Origin of the sequence: Dactylosporangium sp. NPDC049525, assembly GCF_040676755.1 — a bacterium.
In the GTDB taxonomy this organism is placed as follows: domain Bacteria; phylum Actinomycetota; class Actinomycetes; order Mycobacteriales; family Micromonosporaceae; genus Dactylosporangium.
This window is the reverse complement of the sequence record NZ_JBFAPO010000039.1, coordinates 27,775-47,800: the sequence shown is the minus strand read 5'-3', so window position 1 is coordinate 47,800 and position 20,026 is coordinate 27,775. Positions and strand designations below refer to the sequence as shown.

The window sequence follows — 20,026 nt, the reverse complement described above, 5'->3', positions numbered from 1 at the left end:
AGACGTTACCGTCCGCTACGCCGGAAACTTGGAATCATGCTCTACAGCGACGCTGACCTGCGGACGCTGAGCGCCCCGGATCGTTGGCGGCGTATCGCGCCGTTCCTCACCGTGGCGGTCCTCGCCTTCGGCATGGCCCTCTTCCCGCCCAGAGTCGACCGGGTCGCCCTCGCCTGCGCCCTCGTCGTGCTCGCCCTGCTGCTCGGGCTCGTCGTCGTCGTGCCGTGGCGGCGCCTGCCGGCCATCTACGAGGCGATGCCGCCGCTGGGCTTCTTCGGCGTCGTCGCGCTGCTCAACATCCCCGAGCGCGGCGACGACCCGGCCGGCTACGGCGCGCTCGCGCTGCTGCCCGTCTTCTGGCTCGCGCTGTACCACGGCCGCGCGGCAACGGCGATCGGCGTCGTCGCCCTCGCGGTCGTCTTCGCCGCCCCGATGCTGCGCAGCGCGGAGATCCTCGAACACGAGTGGCGCCGCGGGGTGCTCGTGTTCGCCCTCGGCGCCCTCATGGCGTCCGCGGCCCAGAGCTGGGTGCGCCGCAACCGTGCCAGCGCCGCCGAGCTCGCCGCGCGGACCCGCGAGGTCAGCCGCGAACGCGACTTCAACCGCGCGATCCTGGACAGCGCCGGCTTCCTCGTCATGGTGCTGGACACCGACGGCCGGATCACCGCCTTCAACCGCCGGTGCGAGGAGGTCACCGGCTTCACCGCCGCCGACGTCCTCGGCCACCCGTTCTGGAGCGCCGGGCTGTCCATCGACGACACCGGCCGCGGCGACGACGCCTTCGCGCACCTCACCGCCGACGCGTTCCCGAACACCTTCGAGAACGACTGGCTCGCCGCCGATGGCACCCGCCACCGCATCGTCTGGAGCAACACCGCCCTCACCGACGAGCAGGGCCGCCTCACCCACGTCATCGGCACCGGCCTCGACGTCACCGCACAACGCCACACCGAGCGCCTCTTCGCCGACGTCCTCGCCGCCGCCACCGAACAGTGCATCATCGGCACCGACCGGCGCGGCACCGTCACCGTCTTCAACGCCGGCGCCGAACGCCTCCTCGGCCACCGCGCCCGCGACGTCGTCGGCACCGCCACCCTCGACCGCTTCCACCTGCCCGCCGAGCTGCCCGGCCTGGCCACCCTCTTCGAACCCGCGCAGGCCGGCGACAGCGAACCCCGCGAATGGACCTACCTGCGCCGCGACGGCACGCCGCTGCCCGTCGCCCTCACTGTCAGCGTCATCCGCGACGAGTCCGGCGAGGTCACCGGGTACCTCTCGGTCGCCCGCGACGTCACCCGGGAACGCCGCACCGTCGAGGCGATGCGCCACGCCCTGGACCGCGAACGCGCCGCGGGCGACCGCCTCCGGGAGCTCGACAAGGTCCGCGCCGACCTCGTCGCCACCGTCTCCCACGAGCTGCGGACCCCGCTCACCAGCATCCTCGGCAACGTCGAGGTCATCGTCGACGGCGACGCCGGCCCCCTGCAGAAGCCGCAGGCCCGCCTCCTCGCCGCGGTCGAACGCAACGCCCGCCGCCTCCTCGCCCTCATCGAGGACCTGCTCATGCTGTCGCGCATCGAGGCCGGCCAGGTGAAGATCAACGCCCGTCCCGTCCACCTCCGCACCGTCGTGTCCGGCGCCCTCGAAGCCCTCCAGGCCGTCCGCGGCCAGCGCGACGTCCACCTCGACATCGACCTGCCCGACACCCCGCTCGTCGTGCACGGCGACCGCGACCAGCTCGAACGCGTCGTCATCAACCTGCTCGACAACGCCCTCAAGTTCACCGCCCCTGGCGGCAACGCCCGGCTCACCGCCGACCTCGACGGCGCCCAGATCCGCCTCACCGTCGCCGACACCGGCATGGGCATCCCCCCGGACGAGATCGACCAGATCTTCGACCAGTTCTTCCGCTCCAGCCGCTCCCACGAGCGGCACAGCCAGGGCACCGGCCTGGGCCTGGCCATCACCAAGTCCATCGTCGAACGCCACGGCGGCCGCATCTGGGCCCGCCCCGCCCTCGGCCACGGCACCGTCGTCACCTGCCTCCTGCCCCGCCACGAGTCCCCGGTCCCGGCCCGCACCGCTCGCTGACGACGCACCCTCCGCCAAGCCCGGCCATGGGACCTGACAGCGCGTGGAGAATCGGGACAGCTATGGGCTACGGCGGGCGGGCCGGAGCGGCCGAACACCTTGCACGGGCCCAGGCCGACCGAGGGGTTTCACAGCGACCAGCCGTTTCGCCGCCGACGCGAGTACCTGCGCGCCTCATCCTCATCGGTGGGGTACGGCTCGCAGAGTTGATGCTGCTGCACAACGTCGGGGTACAAGAGGAGGAGACTTTCATCCTCAAACGTATCGATCAAGACTTCTTCGAAGGCCTCTGACACCTGAGGCGCTTGGTCTTGTGCCCGGCAATGACACTGACTCGGAATGCAGTCAGCGGCGGCCACGCCCGGGGGTGAACCGGGCATGACCACCGCCGAAGCGTCGTAGCGAGCCGACGACCTACAGGGCCAGGTCGTACTGGTACAGGTTGTACTTGGTCATCAGGTTGACCAGCTTTGTCGTGTACAGCGGGTCGGTGGCGTAGCCGCCCTTGTGGACCTCGGCGACGAACTGGTTCGGGTTGGTCGTGTAGTTGAAGGCGGCCGCGTACCGGGCCAGGTTCTTCAACGCCATGCCGTGGTCGGTGAAGGAGGCCGCGGACGTGGCGTACGTGCGGAACGTGGCGACCGTCGTGCTGCAGACGCCGGCGGCGTTGCACTCCTGGGTGCTGTAGGCGTGGCAGCCGGCGGCGTAGGCGCCCGACACGTTGTTGAAGCACTTCATGCCGAAGAAGTTGCGGTCGTTCGCGGACAGCGAGCTGCGGCCCCAGCCGGACTCGAGGATCGCCTGGGCGAGGGTGACCGAGGTCGGCACGCGGGTGTCGCGCTGGCTCTGCTGGGCGGCGGGGATCGACGCGGCCAGGAACTGCTCGTTCGTCATCGTGCCGGTCGGCCCCATGGGGACCGTCGCGACGGGTGCCGCGACCACGGGCGTGGGCACCGGCGCCGGCGCCGGGGGCGGCGGGGTGATGACGCAGGTGGGCAGCTTCGGGTTGCCCGACACGTACGCGTGGGAGATGAAGTCACCGAGCGCGGTGCGGTCCCACTGTGCGGTGCGGCGGATGTTGCCGCGGAGGTACTGGCCGCTGACCTTGCAGGTGACGGTGACCTTCTGCTTGTTCTTGATCTTCCGGGTCTGCGTGAACCAGTTGGCGGCGCCGTTGCGGGCGGCAAGGGTGCCGTTGACGCGGACGGAGATGACGGCCGCGTCGGCCGGGGTGGTGGCCACGACGAGCGTCGTGGCCGTCGCGGCGAGTGCCATGGCAGGGACGAGGACATACTTCTTGAGGTTTCGCAACATGCACTGATCTCCCATGAGGGGTGGGTGGTCCCCTCAAAGGTCGCCAGTGCGGGTAGCGCGACCAGGTCCCCGCCGGGTGCCGGCGCGTTGCGGCAAAAAGCTCCACATCGTCCACTGAGGACGGTGGGATCAGTTGGTACCGTACTGCTGCTTGAGCGTCAGGTAGTCGCCGAGGCCGAGCCCCCGGTAGGCGGTGGAGCAGTCCGGTAGCCCGTCGGTCATCGTCAGGCTGCCGTGCTCGGCGAACGCCACGTGCCCGAGCCCGAAGGCGTGCCCGAACTCGTGCGTGACCGTGCCTTCCAGGTCCCACCGCGACGAGCAGTCCGGCGGCGTCGTGGTGAAGAACAGCCCCTCGGTGTCGTCGATGAGGATGTCCGTCTCGACGCTGCGGCCGTTCTCCTTGCCGCCGAACCACCAGATGCAGGTGACGGCGAGCAGCCCCTGGTCCAGCCGCCCGAAGGAGACGGCGTTGTGGCCGTCCCGCTCGCCACAGCCACCCGCCGCGGTCACCCCCGCCTTGTGGTCGGTGCGGCCGGCGTAGGACTCCACGATGCCGAGGTTCGCCGGCAGGCCGCAGTCGTTGCGCCCGGTGTCGACCGTGGTGGCGGCGCTGCGCAACGAGTCGACGACCTTCGTGCGGTCGCCGAGGTACGCGGGGATCGTCTGCTCGTTGACCCGCCATCGCAGCTCGTTGCGCCAGCGCATGCCGAGCCACGTCCCAGCGGGGTCCGCACAGCGCCCGCCGCTGTCCGCGGCGCCCGCGGGCTCCCCGACGGGTGGGCCCGGTATGACCGGCAACCAGCTACGCGCGACCGCGGAGCGTGACACGCTCACCGACGTCACAGGTGCCGTCAATGAACCGGCCACGAGGACCAGCGCGAGCAGCTTTGCCAGACCAGTGTCGATCTTTGGCACAGACTCATTCTGGTCCGCGCGCCACCTCGAAGGGGTGACTTTCCGCAAACAAGGTGCCGACATGGCTCGCTGGATGCCCTTCTGCCGCCCGCCGACACCTGTACGGCAACCTCATGTCGGGCGTTCATCCCCCGCTCACCGCACTCCCACTGGACAGTGCCGGGAGATCACGTTCAGTCATGATTGGGTGTACCGAAAGCCACCCAGGAGGAAGTTGAGCATGACGAACCTGATCGCCAAGCTGCACGCTCGTCTCGTGCGCGACGACCGCGGCGCCGCTACCCTCGACACCGGCCTCGTCGCCGTCCTGCTCGGCGTGACCATGGTCGCCGCCGTCACCCTGATCGGCGGCGACCTCTCCACCTGGTAGCCACGACCCGACGCCGCGCCGGCGCCACGACGACGGCGCCACGACGGCCGTGCTTACGGGGTCGGGTAGGACAGCCGGCGGATGCGCGGGACCTCGTCACTGCCGGCGACCGGGGCGGCGCAGTGCTCGCAGGAGAACGCGACGGGCCGGACGAGGTTGGTCTGGATCGTGAACGTGCCGCCGCCCTGCTGGTGCGGGCAGTGGTACCCCACCTGCAGCCTCACCCAGGGGATCCGGGTGAGGGCGGTGCCCGGACGGTCGCGCCTGGCGTCGTGGAACGGCGCCCACCAGTGGTCGATGACGGCGTGCAGCGTGGTCCGCCGCGGCTCGCTGGTGTAGTCGAACGCCGCGATCCGGGCGGCGGTGTAGTGCTGCCCCGAGTCGGCGTCGCCGGAGCAGACGGCGCGCTCCGCACCGTGCTCGAACACGGTGGTGCGGCCGGTCCGCTCGCAGATCCAGCAGTCCAGGCAGAACTCCAAGCTTGGTGAGCTGCTCGCGATGCCTGGTCACGCATTCGGCCATGTCCATGCGGGGCTGTGGGGTCTCGCGCAGGACCGCCACCGGGATGCCGGCGCCGGCCTGCTGGTCAGCAGCAGATCTGGCCGTTGCGGTCCGGTGAGGACCGACCGCAGCTCGCGGTTCCATTCGGTACAGCCTGTGAACGGCTGGGTCGAGCGGGGGAGTGCCACCTCCACGTCCAGGAACGGGCAGGAGTTCCTGAGGTGGACGACCAGGCGCCACTGCTTCTGCTGTGCGATGGCCTCCAGCGTGGGCAGCCAATGTCCGGCGTGGGAGTCGCCGGCGAGGACGACGGTGGTGGTCGCGTCGCGCACGCCGTACTCGCACGGCCGCAGTTCGCCGGTGGATCCGGTGGGCACGCAGCCGTCGAAGTACAGCACCAGCCCGCGGGGAACTGGGACGAAGTCGACGTCGTGGGTGGGGAACGACGAGCACGCGGACCGGCAAGGGGGCGCCGGTCCGCGTGTTCGTGGTGAGGGGTCAGCGAGTCAGGCGGCGTCCGCCGAGACCAGCAGGCCCTGGTTGACGGCAGCCATCAGGGCCTGGGAGCGGTTGTTGACCCGCAGCTTGCTGTACAGCCGGGACACGTACGTCTTGACCGTGGCCTCGGAGACGGCGAGGCGCTGGGCGATCGTCGGCAGGCTGAGGCCGTCGCGCATGAGGGACAGCACCTCCTGCTCGCGCTGGCTGAGCAGGCCGGTCTGGCCGCGGCGGCGGGACAGGGCGGAGGACAGGCCCGGCGCGGTGAAGGAGTGCGGGGCGACCGCCGCGTGCCGGATGGCGGCCAGGACGGACGGGATCGGGGCGGCCTTGGTGACGTAGGCGGACAGGCCGGCGTCGAGGGCGCGGTAGAGGAGGTTGTCGTCGCTGACCGCGCTGAGCAGCACGACGCCGAGGTCGGGGCTGGAGGCGCGCAGGCGGCGGGCGAGCCCGATGCCGTCGCTGTCGGCGAGCGAGGCGTCGATGGTCACGACGTTGGCGCGGGTCTCGGCGACGACGCGCTCCGCTTCGGCGGCGCTGCCGGCCTCGCCGACCAGGGTGATGTCCGGGACGGTCGCCACGACACGGTTGAGGCCGAGTCGGAGAAGGACGTGTTCATCGACGGCGACCAGTCGGATCGTCATCTGGGCTCCTCAGGAAGGTGTGCCGTGGCCTGCACGTTTACGGCGTGGATCATTGCTCCGTAAGCGTCGCAGCCTGCACCGTCCGGTCGCCAGGTGCTGCAATTGACCTGCGCTCGTCGGCAACCGTGCTGCACCGGAGGACAATCGGACACCGGTGGACACCGTCCACTCTTCGGGTATTTCCGCGAAAGGCACGCCGCGGAAGGCACGCCGCGACGGGCACGCCGGCGAAGACGGTCAGGGGCGCGGGAGCGAAATGCGCATGGTGGTGCCGCCGCCGGGGGTCTCGTCGATCACGAGGGTGGCGCCGTGGGCCTCCACGATGCGCTGGCAGGTGGCCAGGCCGATGCCGGAGCCCTCGACGTCGGTGCGCAGCCGGGTGAACATCTCCAGCACGCGCGGGCGGTCCTCGGCGGGGATGCCGATGCCGTTGTCGGCGATGGTGACGGTCCAGCCGTCGGGGGTCTGCGAGCCGGTGATCGCGATGTGGCAGGCGCGGCCGCGGTCACGGAACTTCAGCGAGTTGCTGACCATGTTCTGGATGAGGACGCGCAGCTGGGTGGCGTCGCCGTACGCCATGGGCAGTGGACCGACGTCCACTGTGGCCTGAGCGGTCGCGATCGCGGTGCTGACGTCGTCGACGACCTGCTGGACGACGGCGCCGAGGTCGACCGGGGCGAAGGACGGGCGTCCACCGAGCGACGCGTGCGACAGGACGTCCTCGATCATGCGCCACATCCGGGTCGCGGAGGACAGGGCCCGGTCGATGCAGCGTTTCGCGGTGGGGTCGGCGATCACTGCGTCGGTGTCGGCGAGCATGGCCACGAAGCCGAGGACGCCGGTGAGCGGGTTCTTCAGGTCGTGGCTGACCTGGCCGGCGAAGTGCTGCAGCGAGGCGTTGGAGCGTTGCAGCTCGTGGGTGGTGCGCCGGACCTTGTCGAGGGCGTCGGTGAGCAGCTGGCCGTGCCGGTGCAGGTCCATCACGTCCATGACCATGCGGGCCAGCTTGTCCAGGCCCTCGCGCTGCTGCGGGGTGAGGTCGTGCGGTTGCTGGTCGAAGACGCACAGCGAGCCCAGGACGTGGCCGTCCCGGTCGCGCAGGTGCGCGGAGGCATAGAAGCGCACGTCGTCGATCTCGCCGGTGACGAACGGGTTGCGGGCGAAGCGCGCGTCGAGGGTCGCGTCGCGCACCACGACGGTCTCCGGCTCGACGATGCTGATCGCGCACATCGAGTCCTCACGGGCGCAGACGCCGGCCGCGAAGCCGTAGGCGGCCAGCTGGTGCTGCGACGTCGCGGAGATGATGTTGACGACCGCGTTCGGCACGCCGCAGATGTAGGCGGCGAGCTCCACGACCGACGGCAGGTCCGGCAGCGGGGGAGACCCGATGACGCCGTAGTCCGCCAGGGAGCGCAGCCGCTCCTGCTCGTCGGCCGGGACGGGGTAGGGGCGCGTCGTCGTGCTGGTCATACGGCCGACGATAAGCGCCGAAAGTTGCTGGTCAGCCCAGTTCGTACGCCAGCACCAGGGTGTGCGCGCCGTCCTCGGCGATGACGATGTCGCCGGCGCCGCTGATGCCGGTGAGCTCGCCGGTGCCGGTGTCGGGCACGATCGTCCAGGAGCCGCCGCGCTGCCCGCCGGAGCCGGTCGCGGTGTGGTGCAGCACGAAGGTGCCGGCCCGGCCGTGCAGGCTGCCGAGGAAGCGTTCGAAGCCGACGTACGCCGCCGATCCTTCGACCGGGGCGCCGCACATCAGCGTCTCCGCCTCGCTGGTGCCGGCGAAGTCACCGGTGAACCGCTTGGTGATCCTGGTCCGTGACAGGCGGGCGCCGGGGCGCTCGTCGTACACGTCCTCTTCCCAGCCTTCGATGCTGAACGGCGCGACGGCCTTGTTTCCCATGCCCCACAGCGTGCCGCACATTCCTGACAGATCGCGTCAGGAATGCGGAAGCGTGATGCTCACGGTGACCCCGCGCTGCTCCACGGACGTGAGCATGCCGCCGCCGTGCCGGGCGGCGATCTCCCGGCCCAGCATCAGTGCGAGCGCGCCGGTGCGGTGCTCGCCCGGATGGTCCGGGTGCGGGATGCGCATGGAGAGCAGCCGCTCGGCGCTCAGCGGGCCGGCCACCGTGGCGATCACCCGCACCGTCCAGATCCCCGCGGCGCGGGAGGCGGTCACGGTGATCGGGTGGTCCGCGTCGTTGACCACGCCCGCGACGTCGACCGCGGTGCGCAGCAGCTGCCGCAGCAGCGGCTCGTCGCCGAAGAGGTGCGCGGTGTCCGGCACGTCCAAGGCAACGGCGAGCCCGCCGGTGACCTCCTTGAGCAGCGGCCGCAGGTCGACGCGGACCGCGTCGAGGGGCGTCTCGGCGGACTCCAGCTCGGCCAGCAGCATGAGGTCGGCCACGGTGAGCTGCATGCGCTCCGCGTTGCGCCGGATCGCGGCGAGCGCGGAGTGCCGGTCGCTCGGGTCGAGCGTGAGGACGTCGTCCGAGGCGTCGAGCATGTTCGCGAACGTGATGATCGACGTCAACGGCGTCCGCAGCTCGTGCGCGGCCACCCGGATGAACTCGGTCCGCAGCTCGCTCATGCCCCGCCCGCCCGGGGCGCCGGCTGTCACGTCGCCCGGTGCGGTGGTTTCTGTGGCGGTGTCGTCAGTGATGAGCACCCCCTCGGTCCTCCGGAAACGTTACAGGACATGTCATTACATTGCGTAGTATATGTGTGTACCGACAGTAAGCGACGGATGTCGCGAAGGCTGCCGGCCGAGGAGAGCTTTGCGTGGAGAGACCGACCGTCTGGTTGACACGGGCCTTATCGAGGGTGCCGTGGTCGACCTGGTGGTCCGTGCCGCGAACGCGACCACCGTGGTGGACGCGCAGCGCCTCGTCGCGGAGTTCCGGGGCTTCTCGGGCGTCCGGTCCGCCGAGATCGTCTCCGCGCTGACGCCCGTCGTCGGCGAGCTCGACCTCCTCGAGCGGCTCCCGGTCGGGCCCGCGCAGTGGGGACAGGAGCTGCGCGTCGAGTTCAGTGCCGCGCCGGCCCGCACCGAGCTGCTCGCCGCCGCAGCGGAGATCGCCGCCGCGGCCGACCGCGCCCTTGCCCAGCCCTGCCGCGCGGTGCCGCCACCGCCGATGCTCGGCTCGCCCCTCGCCTGGGCGATCACCACCGGCGCGCGGGCGATGATCCTGACCGTCGACCCGGCCCGCGGCTGGAGCGCGCTGTCCGACTCGTTCGGAACGGTCCTCGGGTACGACCGGCACAGACCCCCCGACTACCGCATCATCGACCTGATCCACCCCGACGACCGGCCCGCGGCCGTCGGCATGTTCCTCACCTGCTGCACCGGCCGGCACCCGGCCGGCACGGTCGACCTGCGGCTGTGCACCGCCAACGGCCACTGGCGCACCATCGAGGTCGCCGCCCGCAGCTTCGTCGACGACGCCCAGGTCGGCGCGGTCGTGTTCTTCGGCATCGACGTCACCCGCCAGCGCGAGACCGAGCGCACCGTGCTCGTCGAGCAGCAGCGCCTGGCCCGCCTCGTCGAGACGATGGGCGACGGCCTGCTGCTGCTCGACGAGCAGGGCCGGGTCGGCCTGGCCAACCTCGCCGCGCACCAGCTCCTGGACACCGGCCTGGCCGGCCCCGACACCTCGCGCGGCCAGGTGACCGACGACGAACAGCTGGACTGGGCCGCGGTCATCGGCCACACGGTCGACCGGCTCGGCGCCGACGCCACCCGTGTCGAGCGGCTGCGCGAGGCGTTCCGGGCGCGCCGCGCGATCGTCGGCGAGGAGATGCCGTTCGACGACGGCCGGGTCCTGGAGATCGACCTGGTCCCGGTGGCCGGCCCCGGCGAGTCGGACTCCGGCACGCTCGTCCACATCCGCGACGTCACCGCCAGGGTCGCGGTCCGCCGCGGGCTGGAGGAGCGCAGCCGCGGCCTGGAGGAGCGCAACCAGGCGCTGATCGAGGCGACCGCGCTCAACAACGAGTTCGTCGCCTCCGTCTCGCACGAGCTTCGCGGCCCCCTGTCGTCGGTCGTCGCGTTCGCGCACCTGCTCGGCGACGCCACCACCGGGGACCTGTCCGAGGACCAGCGCACCTATCTGGACGTGATCGACCGCAACGCCAACCGGCTGCTGCGCCTGATCGAGGACCTGCTGCTGCTGTCCCGGCTGGAGGCCCGCACCTTGCAGCTCAAACCGATGCCGACCCGCCTGCCGGAGCTGCTCGCCGTCGCCGTCGCCGAACGGACGCCGGCGGCGCTCGCGGCCGGCCTCGATCTCGTCCTCGAGTGCGCCGAGGGCCCCGAACTGGTCTGCGACGACACCCGGGTGCACCAGGTCGTGGACAACCTGGTGAGCAACGCCGTCAAGTTCACACCGAGCGGGGGGAGGGTCACCGTCCGGGCGGGGCCGGGCGACGACGGCTGGACGATCGCCGTGGTGGACTCCGGGGTCGGCATACCCGCCGCCGACCTGCCCCGGCTCTTCAGCGCATTCTTCCGCGGCTCCAACGTCGCCGCGGCCGTCGGGCGGCAGGTCATGCCCGGCACCGGGCTCGGACTCGTGGTGAGCCGGGCCATCGTCGAACTGCACGGCGGCGGCATCAGCGTCGCCAGCACCGAAGGGGTCGGCACGACGGTCACGCTGTCGTTGCCTTCGCGACCAGCACGAAATGGGGGATGATCGTGAGCCGACTTCTCGTCGTCGAGGACGATCCGGATATCGCCATGGCTCTGCGCCTGCTGCTGACGCGGGCCGGACACCAGGTCGCACACGCCAAGGACGGCAGGACCGGACTCAGGGACGCCTACACGGAGCGTCCGGAGCTCGTCATCCTCGACATCGGCCTGCCCGGCATGGACGGGTGGCAGGTGCTGGAGCGGCTGCGGGACGTCAGTGACGTCCCGGTGCTGCTGCTGACCGCGCACGGGCAGGAGTCAGACAAGGTGCGTGGGTTACGCGGCGGCGCCGACGACTACCTCACCAAGCCGTTCACCAACGCCGAGCTCGTGGCGAGGGTGGAGGCGCTGCTGCGGCGCAGCGCCGGACCTGCGTCCTGGGCCGACGAGGTGTACGACGACGGCGTCCTGCGCATCGACCCGGCCGCCCGTCGCACGTTCGTGGCCGGCGACGAGGTGCGGCTCACGCCGACCGAGTTCCGGCTGCTCAACGTCCTCGTCCGGCACGCCGGCGCGGTCCTGTCGCCCAACCAGCTGCTCGCGCAGGCCTGGGACGACCCGACCGGTATCGGCCCGGAGCGGGTCAAGTTCGCGGTGCTGCGGCTGCGGCGCAAGCTCGGCTGGACCGACCCGGACGCCTCGCCGATCGAGTCGGTGCGCGGTTTCGGGTACCGGTACCGCCGCCCCGTGCTGGACCGCGCGGGCGAATAACCCAAGCGCAACTGGCCGGGACCGGGGCAGGGGACCCGGGCCCGGCACCCTGATACATGGAAAGAGCAGCCAGCCTCAGGGAAGAGAGCCCCACATGATCGACCTTGCCGCCGACGGCCACGTCCACACCGCCTTCTCCTCCGGCCGGGACAGCGTCAGCGTCCTCGTGGCCAGCGCCGAGCAGGCCGGACTGACCGAGGTGACGTTCGCCGACCGCGTGGGACCCGACACGAGCTGGTTGTCGCCGTACCTGTCCTCCATCCAGCGCGCCCAGCAGCGCACCGACCTCGTCCTGCGCCGTGGCGTCGAGGTCGAGGCGATCGGCATCGACGGCTGGCTGGCGTTCCCGTCGGACCTCAACGGCCTGGAGGTCATCTCCGTCGGGCTCAACCGCCTGCCGCTGCCCGCCGGCCTGCTCAGCCCCGACGCCGTGCGCGGGCTCATCGACAACGGCACCATGCGCGCCCTGGACGTGATCGACCAGGTCGTCACCGTGACCGGGCTGGCCGTGGAGCGGGTCTCCCGCTACGCGCCGACCCGGCTGGCCCGACCCCTGGACTTCCTCGCGCGGGCCGGGATCGACGAGGCCGCGGTGCCGGAGTCGGCCATCGCGGACCTGGTCGAGGCGTGCCGGGCCAACGGCACCGTCGTCGAGATCAGCGAGCGGCACCGCCTGCCCGGGCTGCGCTTCGCCCAGGCGTGCGTCGAGGGCGGCGTGCGGCTGGTCGCCGTGAGCGACGCCGTCCGCGCGAGCGAGATCGGCTACTACCGCTACGTGCGTGAGGTCGCCGCGGCGCTGCACCGCTCACCCGCCACGGCCTGAACGGTTCCATCCACCCCGATCCCGTCGCGAACCCGCCGTGATCCGCCCGAAACGGGCTGATCGCGGCGGGTCCGACTTTAGGATCGAAGATGTGTCGAAGGCTCGCGAACTCGTCCTCGTCTCCCTGTTACAGGAGGCGACCCGGATCGCGAACGAGGCGGACCACATCGCCGACGCCGGACTGCCCGTGATCAAGGCGGTCTGCGCGGCCACCGGCTGGAACGCCGGGCACCTGTGCCTGCCGGACGAGCGCGACCGCAGGGTCTTCGTGTCGACCGACATCTGGTTCGAGGACGTCCCCGGCTCGTTCGCCGGCCTGCGGGCCGCGAGCGAGGGGTTCCGCTTCACCTACGGCGGCGGCATCGTCGGGCAGGCGGCCCGCAGCGGCAGGCCCGTCTGGTGCCCGGACGTCGCCGTGGACGTGAACTTCATCCGGTCCCGGATCCCCGGTGCGATCGACGGGGTCGGCGCCGCGATCGCCTTCCCGATCACCGCCCGCGGGGTCGTCTCCGCGGTGCTGGAGTTCTTCACCCACGAGCCGGCCCAGCCGGACACCCGGCTGCTGGAGATCATGGCCGACGTCGGCATCCAGCTCGGCCGGGTCGCCGACCGGATGGCCGCCACGCGGGCGCTGCGCTTCGGCGCGGAGCGCCTGGAACGCATCCTCGACAGCTGCGTCGAGGCGTTCGTCGCAATGGACGAGGGCGGCATGATCACCGGCTGGAACGCCGCCGCCGAGAAGGTCTTCGGCCTGTCGAAGGAGGAGGCGCTCGGGCGCCGGCTGGCCGACACGATCGTGCCGCCGCGGTACCGCGAGGCCCACCACCTCGGCGTCGGCCGGTTCCTGACCACGGGCGAGAAGCACGTCCTGGACAACCGGATCGAGATCGTCGCGTGGCACGCCAACGGCTACGAGTTCCCGGTCGAGCTCGCCGTCTGGGCCGTGCAGGACGCCATGCAGGGCTGGAGCTTCAACGCCTTCGTGCACGACATCACCGACCGCAAGCGCACCGAGGACGCGCTGCGTGCCGCCTACGAGCACGAGCGGGAGGCGGTCTCCCGGCTGCGCGAGCTCGACGTGGTCAAGAGCGACTTCGTGGCGACCGTGTCGCACGAGTTCCGCACGCCGCTGACCAACGTCATCGGCCACCTCGAGGTCCTCACCTCCGGCGACGCCGGAGAGCTCAACCCCGCGCAGACCCGGATGCTGCAGGTCATCGGCCGCAATTCCGACCGGCTGCGGGCGCTCATCGAGGACCTGCTCACCATCTCCAAGGTCGAGGCGGGGGTCTTCGACCTGGCGCTGGTCACCACCGACCTGACCGAGGTGCTCGTCGCGGCGCACGCGGCCGTCGAGCCGCGGGCCAAGCGCCGCGAGCACCGCCTCGCGCTCAACGTCGCGCCGCGCCTCGGCGTCATCGAGGCCGACCCGGAGCAGCTCGAGCGCGCCCTGGTCAACCTGCTGGTCAACGCGATCAACTTCACCCCGGACGGCGGGCTGATCGAGCTGACCGCCAGGCCGGACGGTGACCAGCTGGTGATCACGGTCAGCGACACCGGGGTGGGCATCGACCCGGCCGAGCAGGGCCAGCTGTTCACCCGGTTCTTCCGCGGTACGTTCGCGGTCCGCGAGGCCGTGCAGGGTGCCGGGCTCGGCCTGGCGATCACGAAGACGATCGTTGAGGGTCACGGCGGGGAGGTCGCCGTGGACAGCGTCGTCGGCGCCGGCACCACGTTCACGGTCAGGATTCCACGCGAACGTCCGCTTTGGCTGTGACGGGCTGCGGCGCCGCCGCCTGCGGCGTGGGGTCTGCGGGCGCGGCCGGGGTCAGCACGGTCTGGAAGCCGGTCCGGGTCATCTGACCCCACTCGTGCTTGCCGCCGCGGATCGCGGCCCACATGCCCATCGTCCGCCAGAGCGCGGTCAGCTGCCGGTAGCCGAAGTTCTCCAGCACCGACGCGAGGATCGAGGCGATCAGGTCCGTCCAGCGGTGGTACCGGTGGAACGAGTACTCCTCGACCGTCAGCGCGATCAGGTTGAGCAGCAGCGCGTAGCCGTACGCGACGGCGACGAACACCAGGGCGAACCTGGCGTTGATCGCGCCGACGTACAGGCCGAGCGGGACCAGGACCACCCCGGCCAGCTCGATGATCGGCGCGAGCAGCTCGAACAGCACGTAGTAGGGCATCGCGAGCATCCCGATCCGGCCGTACCTCGGGTTGAGGATCATCGAGCGGTGCTTGCCGAGGATCTCGGTGATGCCCCGGTGCCAGCGGCGGCGCTGCTTGCCGAGCACCTTGAGCGAGCTCGGCGCCTCGCTCCAGGACACCGGCTCGGCGACGAACACGATCCGGTAGTCGCGGCGCTGCCGGCGCAGGTGCCGGTGCAGCCGCACGACGAGCTCGGCGTCCTCGCCGATGCAGTCGTGGTCGAGGCCGCCGACCTCGACGAGGAGGTCCCGGCGGAAGATGCCGAACGCGCCGGAGATGATGAGCAGCCCGCCGATGCGGGACCAGCCGGTCCGGCCGAGCAGGAACGCCCGCAGGTATTCCACCACCTGCACCCTGGCGAGCCAGTTGCGCGGCATCCGGACGTCGACGATCCGGCCGGCGACGACGGTGCAGCCGTTCGCGACCCGGATGACCCCGCCGGACGCGACCGTGCGGACCGGGTCGTCGGTGAACGGCTTCGCCACCGACAGCAGCGCCTGCGGGTCGAGCACCGAGTCCGCGTCGACCATGCAGACGAGGGGGTACTGCGCCACGTTGATGCCCGTGTTGACGGCGTCGGTCTTCCCGCCGTTGTGCTTGCGGACCACGACGAGGGGGTCGGGGCGTTCCCGCGGTACGTGCACCGACTGGATCGTTCCCCGGGTGGGTGTCGCGTCCGGCACCACTCTGGGCACCTCGACCAGGCCGAACTCCTGCCGCAGCCGCTCGAAGGTGTCGTCGGTGGATCCGTCGTCGATGACGATGACCTCGAACACCGGGTAGCGCAGGGCCAGCATCGCCTGGACCGACTGCACGATCCCGGCCGACTCGTTGTGCGCCGGGACCAGCACTGACACCGCCTGGGTGAGCGGGCTGCGGTAGGTCTCCTCGTGCCCGGCGAACGGCACCCGCCGCATGTGGTGCACGAACTCCGCCGAGGCGAGCACGATCAGCACCAGGTAACTGGAGTTGATCAGCAGGAAGTACGTCAGGATGAACACGTCCGTGACGGTCAGCACCTGCCGGACCCAGTCGGCGATCACGCCGCCACCTGCGCTGCGGGGCCGGTCATGGCACGAGTTGCCTGCGGTGGTCGTCGAGCTCGGCGGCGGCCAGGGCCTCGCGGGCGTGCGCGGCGCCGAGCAGGACCCGCTGGTCGTCAGGCTCGGTCTCGGCGCGGTGCTCGGCCGCCGCCAGGGCGGCCCGGCCGGCCCCGCCGAGCCGCAGCAGGGACCGGGCCGCGTTATGGGCCACCACGTATTCGACGTCGGACAGCAGCACGGTCAGGGCCGACGCGGCGGTCACGGCGCCCAGCTCCCCGAGCGCCTTCGCCGCCTCCGCGCGCAGCACCACGGGGCGGTCCGGTTCGAGCGAGTCGAGCAGCGGCGCGAGGGCCGTCCGGGTGCCGAGGCGGCCGAGTGTACGGGCGGCGCTGATCCGCACGTCGATGGACGGGTCGGCGCGCAGCGCGCTTTCCACCCGTACCGTGGCGCCCGCCGCACCGATCAGACCCAGGACCTCCGCGGCGGTGGCTCGGATCGGCGCCCGTGGATCGTCGAGGCTGGCCAGCAGGGCTGCCTGGGCGGCCGTGCCGAGCCGGGTCAGCGCGGTCGCGACCACCTGCTGCGGCACCATGCGCCGGCTGGCGAGGGTGGCCAGCAGCGGCTGGGTGGCGCCGGCGTCGCCGATGCGGCCGAGCGAGCGGGCGGCGACCACCCGGACGTCGGGGTCGGGGTCGCCGAGCAGGTCGCACAGCGGCAGCAGGGCGTCCTTGCGGCCGAGGTTGCCCAGCACCTCGGCGGCCTGCGCGCGGGCCACCGGGTCCCGGCGGCGCAGCCGGCTGCGGGCCCGCCAGGCGGCGCCGCGGCGCTCGAACACGTCGACGAGCGTGGTGTGCGCCTCGCCGCGGACCTTGCCCAGCAGGGCGATCGCGTTGGGCTCCACCGCCTGCCAGACCTCGTCGGGCAGCCGGACGAGGGCCTCGACCTGGTCGGGGTCGTCGTCCCCGGCGGCGATCGCGAGGAGCAACTGTCGGGCCGGCTTGGCCAGTTTCGCGCGGCGGGCCTCGCGGGCGCGGCGCACGGTCCTGCCGCCGACGATGAGACCGCCGAAGACCAGGGCCGCGACGAGCAGGACCGCCAGCGCCACGACGGCGGCGCCGGCGAGCGTCACGTGCGCATCCGCGCCAGCACGGCCTCGACGCGGCTCACCAGCTCCCGGGGGCTGAAGGGCTTGACGATGTAGTCGTCGGCGCCGGCGCCGAACCCGACCTCGACGTCGCCCTCCTGGGCGCGCGCGGTGAGCAGGATGATCGGCAGCGCCTTGGTGCCGGCGTCCTGCCGGAGCTGGCGGCACACGTCGATGCCCGACATGCCGGGCATCATGACGTCCAGCACGACGAGGTCCGGCGGGTTCTGGGTCGCCTCGGTGAGCGCGGCAAGCCCGTTGTCGACGGCGACGACGTCGTAGCCGGCCTGTTCGAGCTTGAAGGCGACGAGGTCCCTGATGTCCATGTCGTCGTCGGCGACCAGGATCGCGGTCATGGGATCCTCGCTCCTCTCGGCCTTATGAAACTTCATGATATGTGACAATTAGCCCGAATGTCGGTGATCCAGTCGGTGATCCGGTTGGTGATCAAAAAGGACGCCGACCGAATAGCCGGCGCCCCTGAAAGCCTTGGTGGAACCTAGAACCGCGTCTGCTTGGTGCGCGCCGTGCCGCGGTCCAGCGCGTGCTGCATCGGCCCCAGGTTGCCGGCGGGCGGCGGGCCCTGCGGCGGCCGCTCGTTGCTGGCGTGGGTGAGGCCGGAGGCCGACGCGATGCCGCGCGCGATCGTCGCCGGGGTCGCGGTCACCGGCTTGTTGACCGTGGTCTTCGTCGCGGCCTCCTCGCAGAACCGCTTGAAGCCCTTCAGGTCCGCCTTCAGCCGCCGGTTGAGCACCTCGACGGCGTGCTGCTCGGTCGGCATCAGCTCGCGGGCGTCGATCTGCAGCTCCGCGATGACCCGGGTCATCCCGTCCGCCATTGGCTCCAGCCGCAGCGCCTCGCTGACCTGCGGGCCGTCGAGGGCCTCCCAGCACAGGAACTCACCGGGGCGCGTCTCGGTGATCCTGGCGTCGAACTCCGCCCGGTTGCCGCCGATGTCCAGCACCATGTGCGCGGTCGAGGCGTCGATCGGCGCCATGCTCATCACCCCGGACATGAACTGCGGGTAGTTCTCGAAGTGGGTGAGTTGTTCGTATGCGACCCCGGCCGGGACGGCCACCTCGATGGACTCTCGCGCGGTGCTCATGGTGTCCCCCTAGCTCTCGGATGACCAACACGGTACCGACGGGTACGCCCTAGTTGAGACCGATTCGCGGTTTCTGCAACGCCGATGGCCCCCGCGAGGTCGCGGGGGCCATCAGTCACCGGGGGAGGTGGGATCAGACGGTCAGGGTCCAGCTGTCCAGGGTGCCGGTGTCGCCGGCGAAGACGTCCGTGACCCTCAGGGTCCACACGCCGTTGCGGGTCTCGCTGGACAGGTCGACGGTGTAGGTCGCGTTCAGGTTGGCCACGTCGTCACCGGAGATCGAGCTCTTCAGCTTGTACGCGGTGCCGTCCGGGGCGATCAGGTCGAGGCGCAGGTCGCCGCGGTCGGCGTGCTTCACGGCCACCTTGACGGTCGAGGCCTTGGCACCCTTGCCGGCGCAGTTGGCGACGGTGACCTTGCTGGAGACGATGGCGCGGTCGGCGATGAACACGTCGGTGCCGTTGGAGGCCGCGGCGCAGGTGACCGGCGTGGTCGGGGTGACCGGCGTGGTCGGGGTGACCGGGGTGGTCGGGGTGGTCGGCGTGGTCGGGGTCGTCGGGTTGGCCGGCGCCGGGGCGGCGATCAGGCCGGCGGTGTAGAGCAGCTTGTTCGGCGAGCCGGTGCCGGCACCCGTCACGACGTTGCTGACGGCGCCGTTGACCAGCGCGTCACGGACCTGCGCCGGGGTGGCCGTCGGGTGACCGGCCAGGTAGAGCGCGGCCGCGCCGGCGACGTGCGGGGTGGCCATCGAGGTGCCGCTCATCTTCGCCGTGCCGGTGTTGCCGCTGTTCGCGCTGGACAGGATGTTCACGCCGGGGGCGAAGATGTCCAGGCAGGTGCCGAAGTTCGAGAAGCTGGCGCGGGCGTCCTTGGCGTCCGTCGCGCCGACGGTGATCGCCTCGGGCAGGCGGGCCGGGGACTTCGTGCAGGCGTTGGCGGAGTCGTTGCCGCCGGCGACCGCGTAGGTGACGCCCGACGCGATCGACTTCTTGACCGCCTCGTCGAGGGTGCTGCCGGCCGAGCCGCCCAGGCTCATGTTCGCCACGGCGGGCTTGACCGCGTTCTTCGTCACCCAGTCGACACCGGCGATGATCTGCGAGTAGGAGCCGCTGCCCTGGCAGTCCAGCACCCGCACGCCGACGAGCTTGACGTCCTTGGCCACGCCGTAGGTGGCGCCGCCGACGGTGCCGGCGACGTGCGTGCCGTGCCCCTGGCAGTCGGTCGAGTCCGCGTCCTTGTCGACGAAGTCGTAGCCCGAGCGGGCCCGGCCGCCGAACTCGGTGTGGGTCGTGCGCAGGCCGGTGTCGATGATGTACGCCGTGACGTTGCTGGCCGGCCCGTACGTGTAGGTCCCGTTCAGCGGCAGCGCCTGCTGGTCGATGCGGTCCAGGCCCCACGTCGCGCTCGTCTGCGTCGTCGCCTCGACCTGGACGATGCGGTCCTGCTCCACGTACTTGACGGCCGGGTCGGCCGCGAGCCGGCGGGCGCCGGTCGCGCTCATCGTGCCGGAGAAGCCCTTGACGGTGCTGTTGAACCGGGTGCCCACCGAGCCGCCGACCTTGCCCGCGAGGGCGTCGGAGGTCGTCGTCGAGCCGTCCTTCAGGACCACGATGTAGCGGTCCTTCATGGCGCCTGCCTCGCCCATGCCGCGCACGGTGCCCTCGGCGGGCGCGGCGACGGCGGCGGAAGCGAAGGAGAAGGAGCCGGCAGCGGCGGCGGTCATGGCCAGAACGGTGAGAACGCGGCGGTTCAGCATATGTCTACATCCCTTGCTTTCATGTTTTCCGTCATTGCCTTACAGGAATAAGATTCGGGTCCCCGGGTGGCACGCTCGGGACCCTGTCAGGAGCAGCGAAGTTGCGTGGGTCGCGGCGCTTCCGCCCGCGACGCCCGGCCGGCCTGCCCGCCGCCCCGACCGCCCGACGCCGATCGGCCGGACCCGGCCCCGACCGTGCTGCAGTAGTGCGTC

The 20,026-nt window shown here is 71.3% G+C and carries 19 protein-coding genes; 6 read left to right on the top strand and 13 right to left on the bottom strand.

The features are described from left to right. Positions 1-36: 36 nt before the first annotated feature. Positions 37-2,091 (top strand): ATP-binding protein, encoded by a 2,055-nt coding sequence (locus AB0K00_RS38740; protein WP_363531472.1) that lies wholly within the window; start codon positions 37-39, stop codon positions 2,089-2,091. Between the two features lie 414 nt (positions 2,092-2,505). On the opposite strand, the gene gsmA is transcribed toward AB0K00_RS38740, so the two are convergent. Both gsmA and AB0K00_RS38730 read right to left on the bottom strand, forming a co-directional pair. Next, on the bottom strand, positions 2,506-3,405 hold the full coding sequence (gene gsmA, locus AB0K00_RS38735; protein ID WP_363531469.1) for a sporangiospore maturation cell wall hydrolase GsmA: 900 nt from the start codon (positions 3,403-3,405) through the stop codon (positions 2,506-2,508). A gap of 129 nt (positions 3,406-3,534) precedes the next feature. Beyond that, positions 3,535-4,110, bottom strand: coding sequence for a hypothetical protein (locus tag AB0K00_RS38730; RefSeq protein WP_363531466.1), 576 nt, complete (start codon positions 4,108-4,110; stop codon positions 3,535-3,537). Between the two features lie 430 nt (positions 4,111-4,540). Here AB0K00_RS38730 and AB0K00_RS38725 point away from each other — a divergent pair, with 430 nt between their 5' ends. Continuing rightward, complete coding sequence (locus AB0K00_RS38725) at positions 4,541-4,690, top strand: hypothetical protein (protein ID WP_363531464.1); 150 nt, start codon at positions 4,541-4,543, stop codon at positions 4,688-4,690. A gap of 53 nt (positions 4,691-4,743) precedes the next feature. Here AB0K00_RS38725 and AB0K00_RS38720 read toward each other — a convergent pair whose 3' ends face one another. From AB0K00_RS38720 to AB0K00_RS38695, 6 genes are all read right to left on the bottom strand, one after another. Continuing rightward, a complete protein-coding gene (locus AB0K00_RS38720) occupies positions 4,744-5,169 on the bottom strand; it encodes a hypothetical protein (protein WP_363531462.1) in 426 nt (141 codons plus the stop codon). 27 nt (positions 5,170-5,196) lie between these two features. Continuing rightward, complete coding sequence (locus AB0K00_RS38715; protein WP_363531460.1) at positions 5,197-5,589, bottom strand: SGNH hydrolase domain-containing protein; 393 nt, start codon at positions 5,587-5,589, stop codon at positions 5,197-5,199. A gap of 108 nt (positions 5,590-5,697) precedes the next feature. Then, positions 5,698-6,333, bottom strand: a complete 636-nt coding sequence (locus tag AB0K00_RS38710) for a response regulator transcription factor (protein WP_363531457.1) — start codon at positions 6,331-6,333, stop codon at positions 5,698-5,700. A 237-nt stretch (positions 6,334-6,570) separates the two neighbouring features. Continuing rightward, a complete protein-coding gene (locus AB0K00_RS38705) occupies positions 6,571-7,803 on the bottom strand; it encodes an ATP-binding protein (RefSeq protein WP_363531455.1) in 1,233 nt (410 codons plus the stop codon). Positions 7,804-7,834: 31 nt separating this feature from the next. Further along, positions 7,835-8,233 carry a DUF3224 domain-containing protein gene (locus tag AB0K00_RS38700; protein ID WP_363531452.1) on the bottom strand — a complete coding sequence of 133 codons (399 nt, stop codon included), beginning with the start codon at positions 8,231-8,233 and terminating at the stop codon, positions 7,835-7,837. Positions 8,234-8,269: 36 nt separating this feature from the next. Beyond that, positions 8,270-9,001, bottom strand: coding sequence for a histidine kinase dimerization/phospho-acceptor domain-containing protein (locus tag AB0K00_RS38695; protein ID WP_363531449.1), 732 nt, complete (start codon positions 8,999-9,001; stop codon positions 8,270-8,272). Positions 9,002-9,161: 160 nt separating this feature from the next. On the opposite strand from AB0K00_RS38695, the gene AB0K00_RS38690 reads away from it, so the two are divergent. The 4 genes from AB0K00_RS38690 to AB0K00_RS38675 all read left to right on the top strand — a co-directional run bounded on the left by AB0K00_RS38690 (position 9,162) and on the right by AB0K00_RS38675 (position 14,331). Continuing rightward, complete coding sequence (locus tag AB0K00_RS38690; protein WP_363531446.1) at positions 9,162-11,024, top strand: ATP-binding protein; 1,863 nt, start codon at positions 9,162-9,164, stop codon at positions 11,022-11,024. Further along, a complete protein-coding gene (locus tag AB0K00_RS38685) occupies positions 11,021-11,731 on the top strand; it encodes a response regulator transcription factor (RefSeq protein ID WP_344512041.1) in 711 nt (236 codons plus the stop codon). Before AB0K00_RS38690 ends, AB0K00_RS38685 begins: the two co-directional genes overlap by 4 nt. 94 nt (positions 11,732-11,825) lie before the next feature. Continuing rightward, positions 11,826-12,554: a hydrolase gene (locus tag AB0K00_RS38680; protein WP_363531443.1), complete on the top strand. Its 729-nt coding sequence runs from the start codon at positions 11,826-11,828 to the stop codon at positions 12,552-12,554. 91 nt (positions 12,555-12,645) lie between these two features. Continuing rightward, the gene (locus tag AB0K00_RS38675; RefSeq protein ID WP_363531441.1) at positions 12,646-14,331 is read left to right on the top strand and encodes an ATP-binding protein; all 1,686 of its coding nucleotides are present in this window, start codon (positions 12,646-12,648) and stop codon (positions 14,329-14,331) included. On the opposite strand, the gene AB0K00_RS38670 is transcribed toward AB0K00_RS38675, so the two are convergent. The 5 genes from AB0K00_RS38670 to AB0K00_RS38650 all read right to left on the bottom strand — a co-directional run bounded on the left by AB0K00_RS38670 (position 14,297) and on the right by AB0K00_RS38650 (position 19,780). Beyond that, positions 14,297-15,808 carry a glycosyltransferase gene (locus AB0K00_RS38670; protein ID WP_363531438.1) on the bottom strand — a complete coding sequence of 504 codons (1,512 nt, stop codon included), beginning with the start codon at positions 15,806-15,808 and terminating at the stop codon, positions 14,297-14,299. The genes AB0K00_RS38675 and AB0K00_RS38670 overlap by 35 nt on opposite strands. A gap of 25 nt (positions 15,809-15,833) precedes the next feature. Further along, positions 15,834-16,937 (bottom strand): HEAT repeat domain-containing protein, encoded by a 1,104-nt coding sequence (locus AB0K00_RS38665; protein WP_363531435.1) that lies wholly within the window; start codon positions 16,935-16,937, stop codon positions 15,834-15,836. After that, entirely contained in the window at positions 16,934-17,308 is a 375-nt protein-coding gene (locus AB0K00_RS38660; protein ID WP_203847576.1) for a response regulator, read from the bottom strand. Before AB0K00_RS38660 ends, AB0K00_RS38665 begins: the two co-directional genes overlap by 4 nt. A gap of 143 nt (positions 17,309-17,451) precedes the next feature. Beyond that, entirely contained in the window at positions 17,452-18,057 is a 606-nt protein-coding gene (locus tag AB0K00_RS38655) for an SRPBCC family protein (protein ID WP_363531432.1), read from the bottom strand. A 133-nt stretch (positions 18,058-18,190) separates the two neighbouring features. Then, complete coding sequence (locus AB0K00_RS38650) at positions 18,191-19,780, bottom strand: S8 family serine peptidase (protein ID WP_363531430.1); 1,590 nt, start codon at positions 19,778-19,780, stop codon at positions 18,191-18,193. Positions 19,781-20,026 lie beyond the last annotated feature (246 nt).

What these genes read in the sequence shown, in the direction of transcription:
- AB0K00_RS38740 (WP_363531472.1), top strand. Translation starts at nt 37, where the DNA reads ATGCTCTACAGCGACGCTGACCTGCGGACGCTGAGCGCCCCGGATCGT.
- gsmA (WP_363531469.1), bottom strand. Translation starts at nt 3,405, where the DNA reads ATGTTGCGAAACCTCAAGAAGTATGTCCTCGTCCCTGCCATGGCACTC.
- AB0K00_RS38730 (WP_363531466.1), bottom strand. Translation starts at nt 4,110, where the DNA reads ATGCGCTGGCGCAACGAGCTGCGATGGCGGGTCAACGAGCAGACGATC.
- AB0K00_RS38725 (WP_363531464.1), top strand. Translation starts at nt 4,541, where the DNA reads ATGACGAACCTGATCGCCAAGCTGCACGCTCGTCTCGTGCGCGACGAC.
- AB0K00_RS38710 (WP_363531457.1), bottom strand. Translation starts at nt 6,333, where the DNA reads ATGACGATCCGACTGGTCGCCGTCGATGAACACGTCCTTCTCCGACTC.
- AB0K00_RS38705 (WP_363531455.1), bottom strand. Translation starts at nt 7,803, where the DNA reads ATGACCAGCACGACGACGCGCCCCTACCCCGTCCCGGCCGACGAGCAG.
- AB0K00_RS38700 (WP_363531452.1), bottom strand. Translation starts at nt 8,233, where the DNA reads ATGGGAAACAAGGCCGTCGCGCCGTTCAGCATCGAAGGCTGGGAAGAG.
- AB0K00_RS38685 (WP_344512041.1), top strand. Translation starts at nt 11,021, where the DNA reads ATGATCGTGAGCCGACTTCTCGTCGTCGAGGACGATCCGGATATCGCC.
- AB0K00_RS38680 (WP_363531443.1), top strand. Translation starts at nt 11,826, where the DNA reads ATGATCGACCTTGCCGCCGACGGCCACGTCCACACCGCCTTCTCCTCC.
- AB0K00_RS38660 (WP_203847576.1), bottom strand. Translation starts at nt 17,308, where the DNA reads ATGACCGCGATCCTGGTCGCCGACGACGACATGGACATCAGGGACCTC.
- AB0K00_RS38655 (WP_363531432.1), bottom strand. Translation starts at nt 18,057, where the DNA reads ATGAGCACCGCGCGAGAGTCCATCGAGGTGGCCGTCCCGGCCGGGGTC.
- AB0K00_RS38650 (WP_363531430.1), bottom strand. Translation starts at nt 19,780, where the DNA reads ATGACCGCCGCCGCTGCCGGCTCCTTCTCCTTCGCTTCCGCCGCCGTC.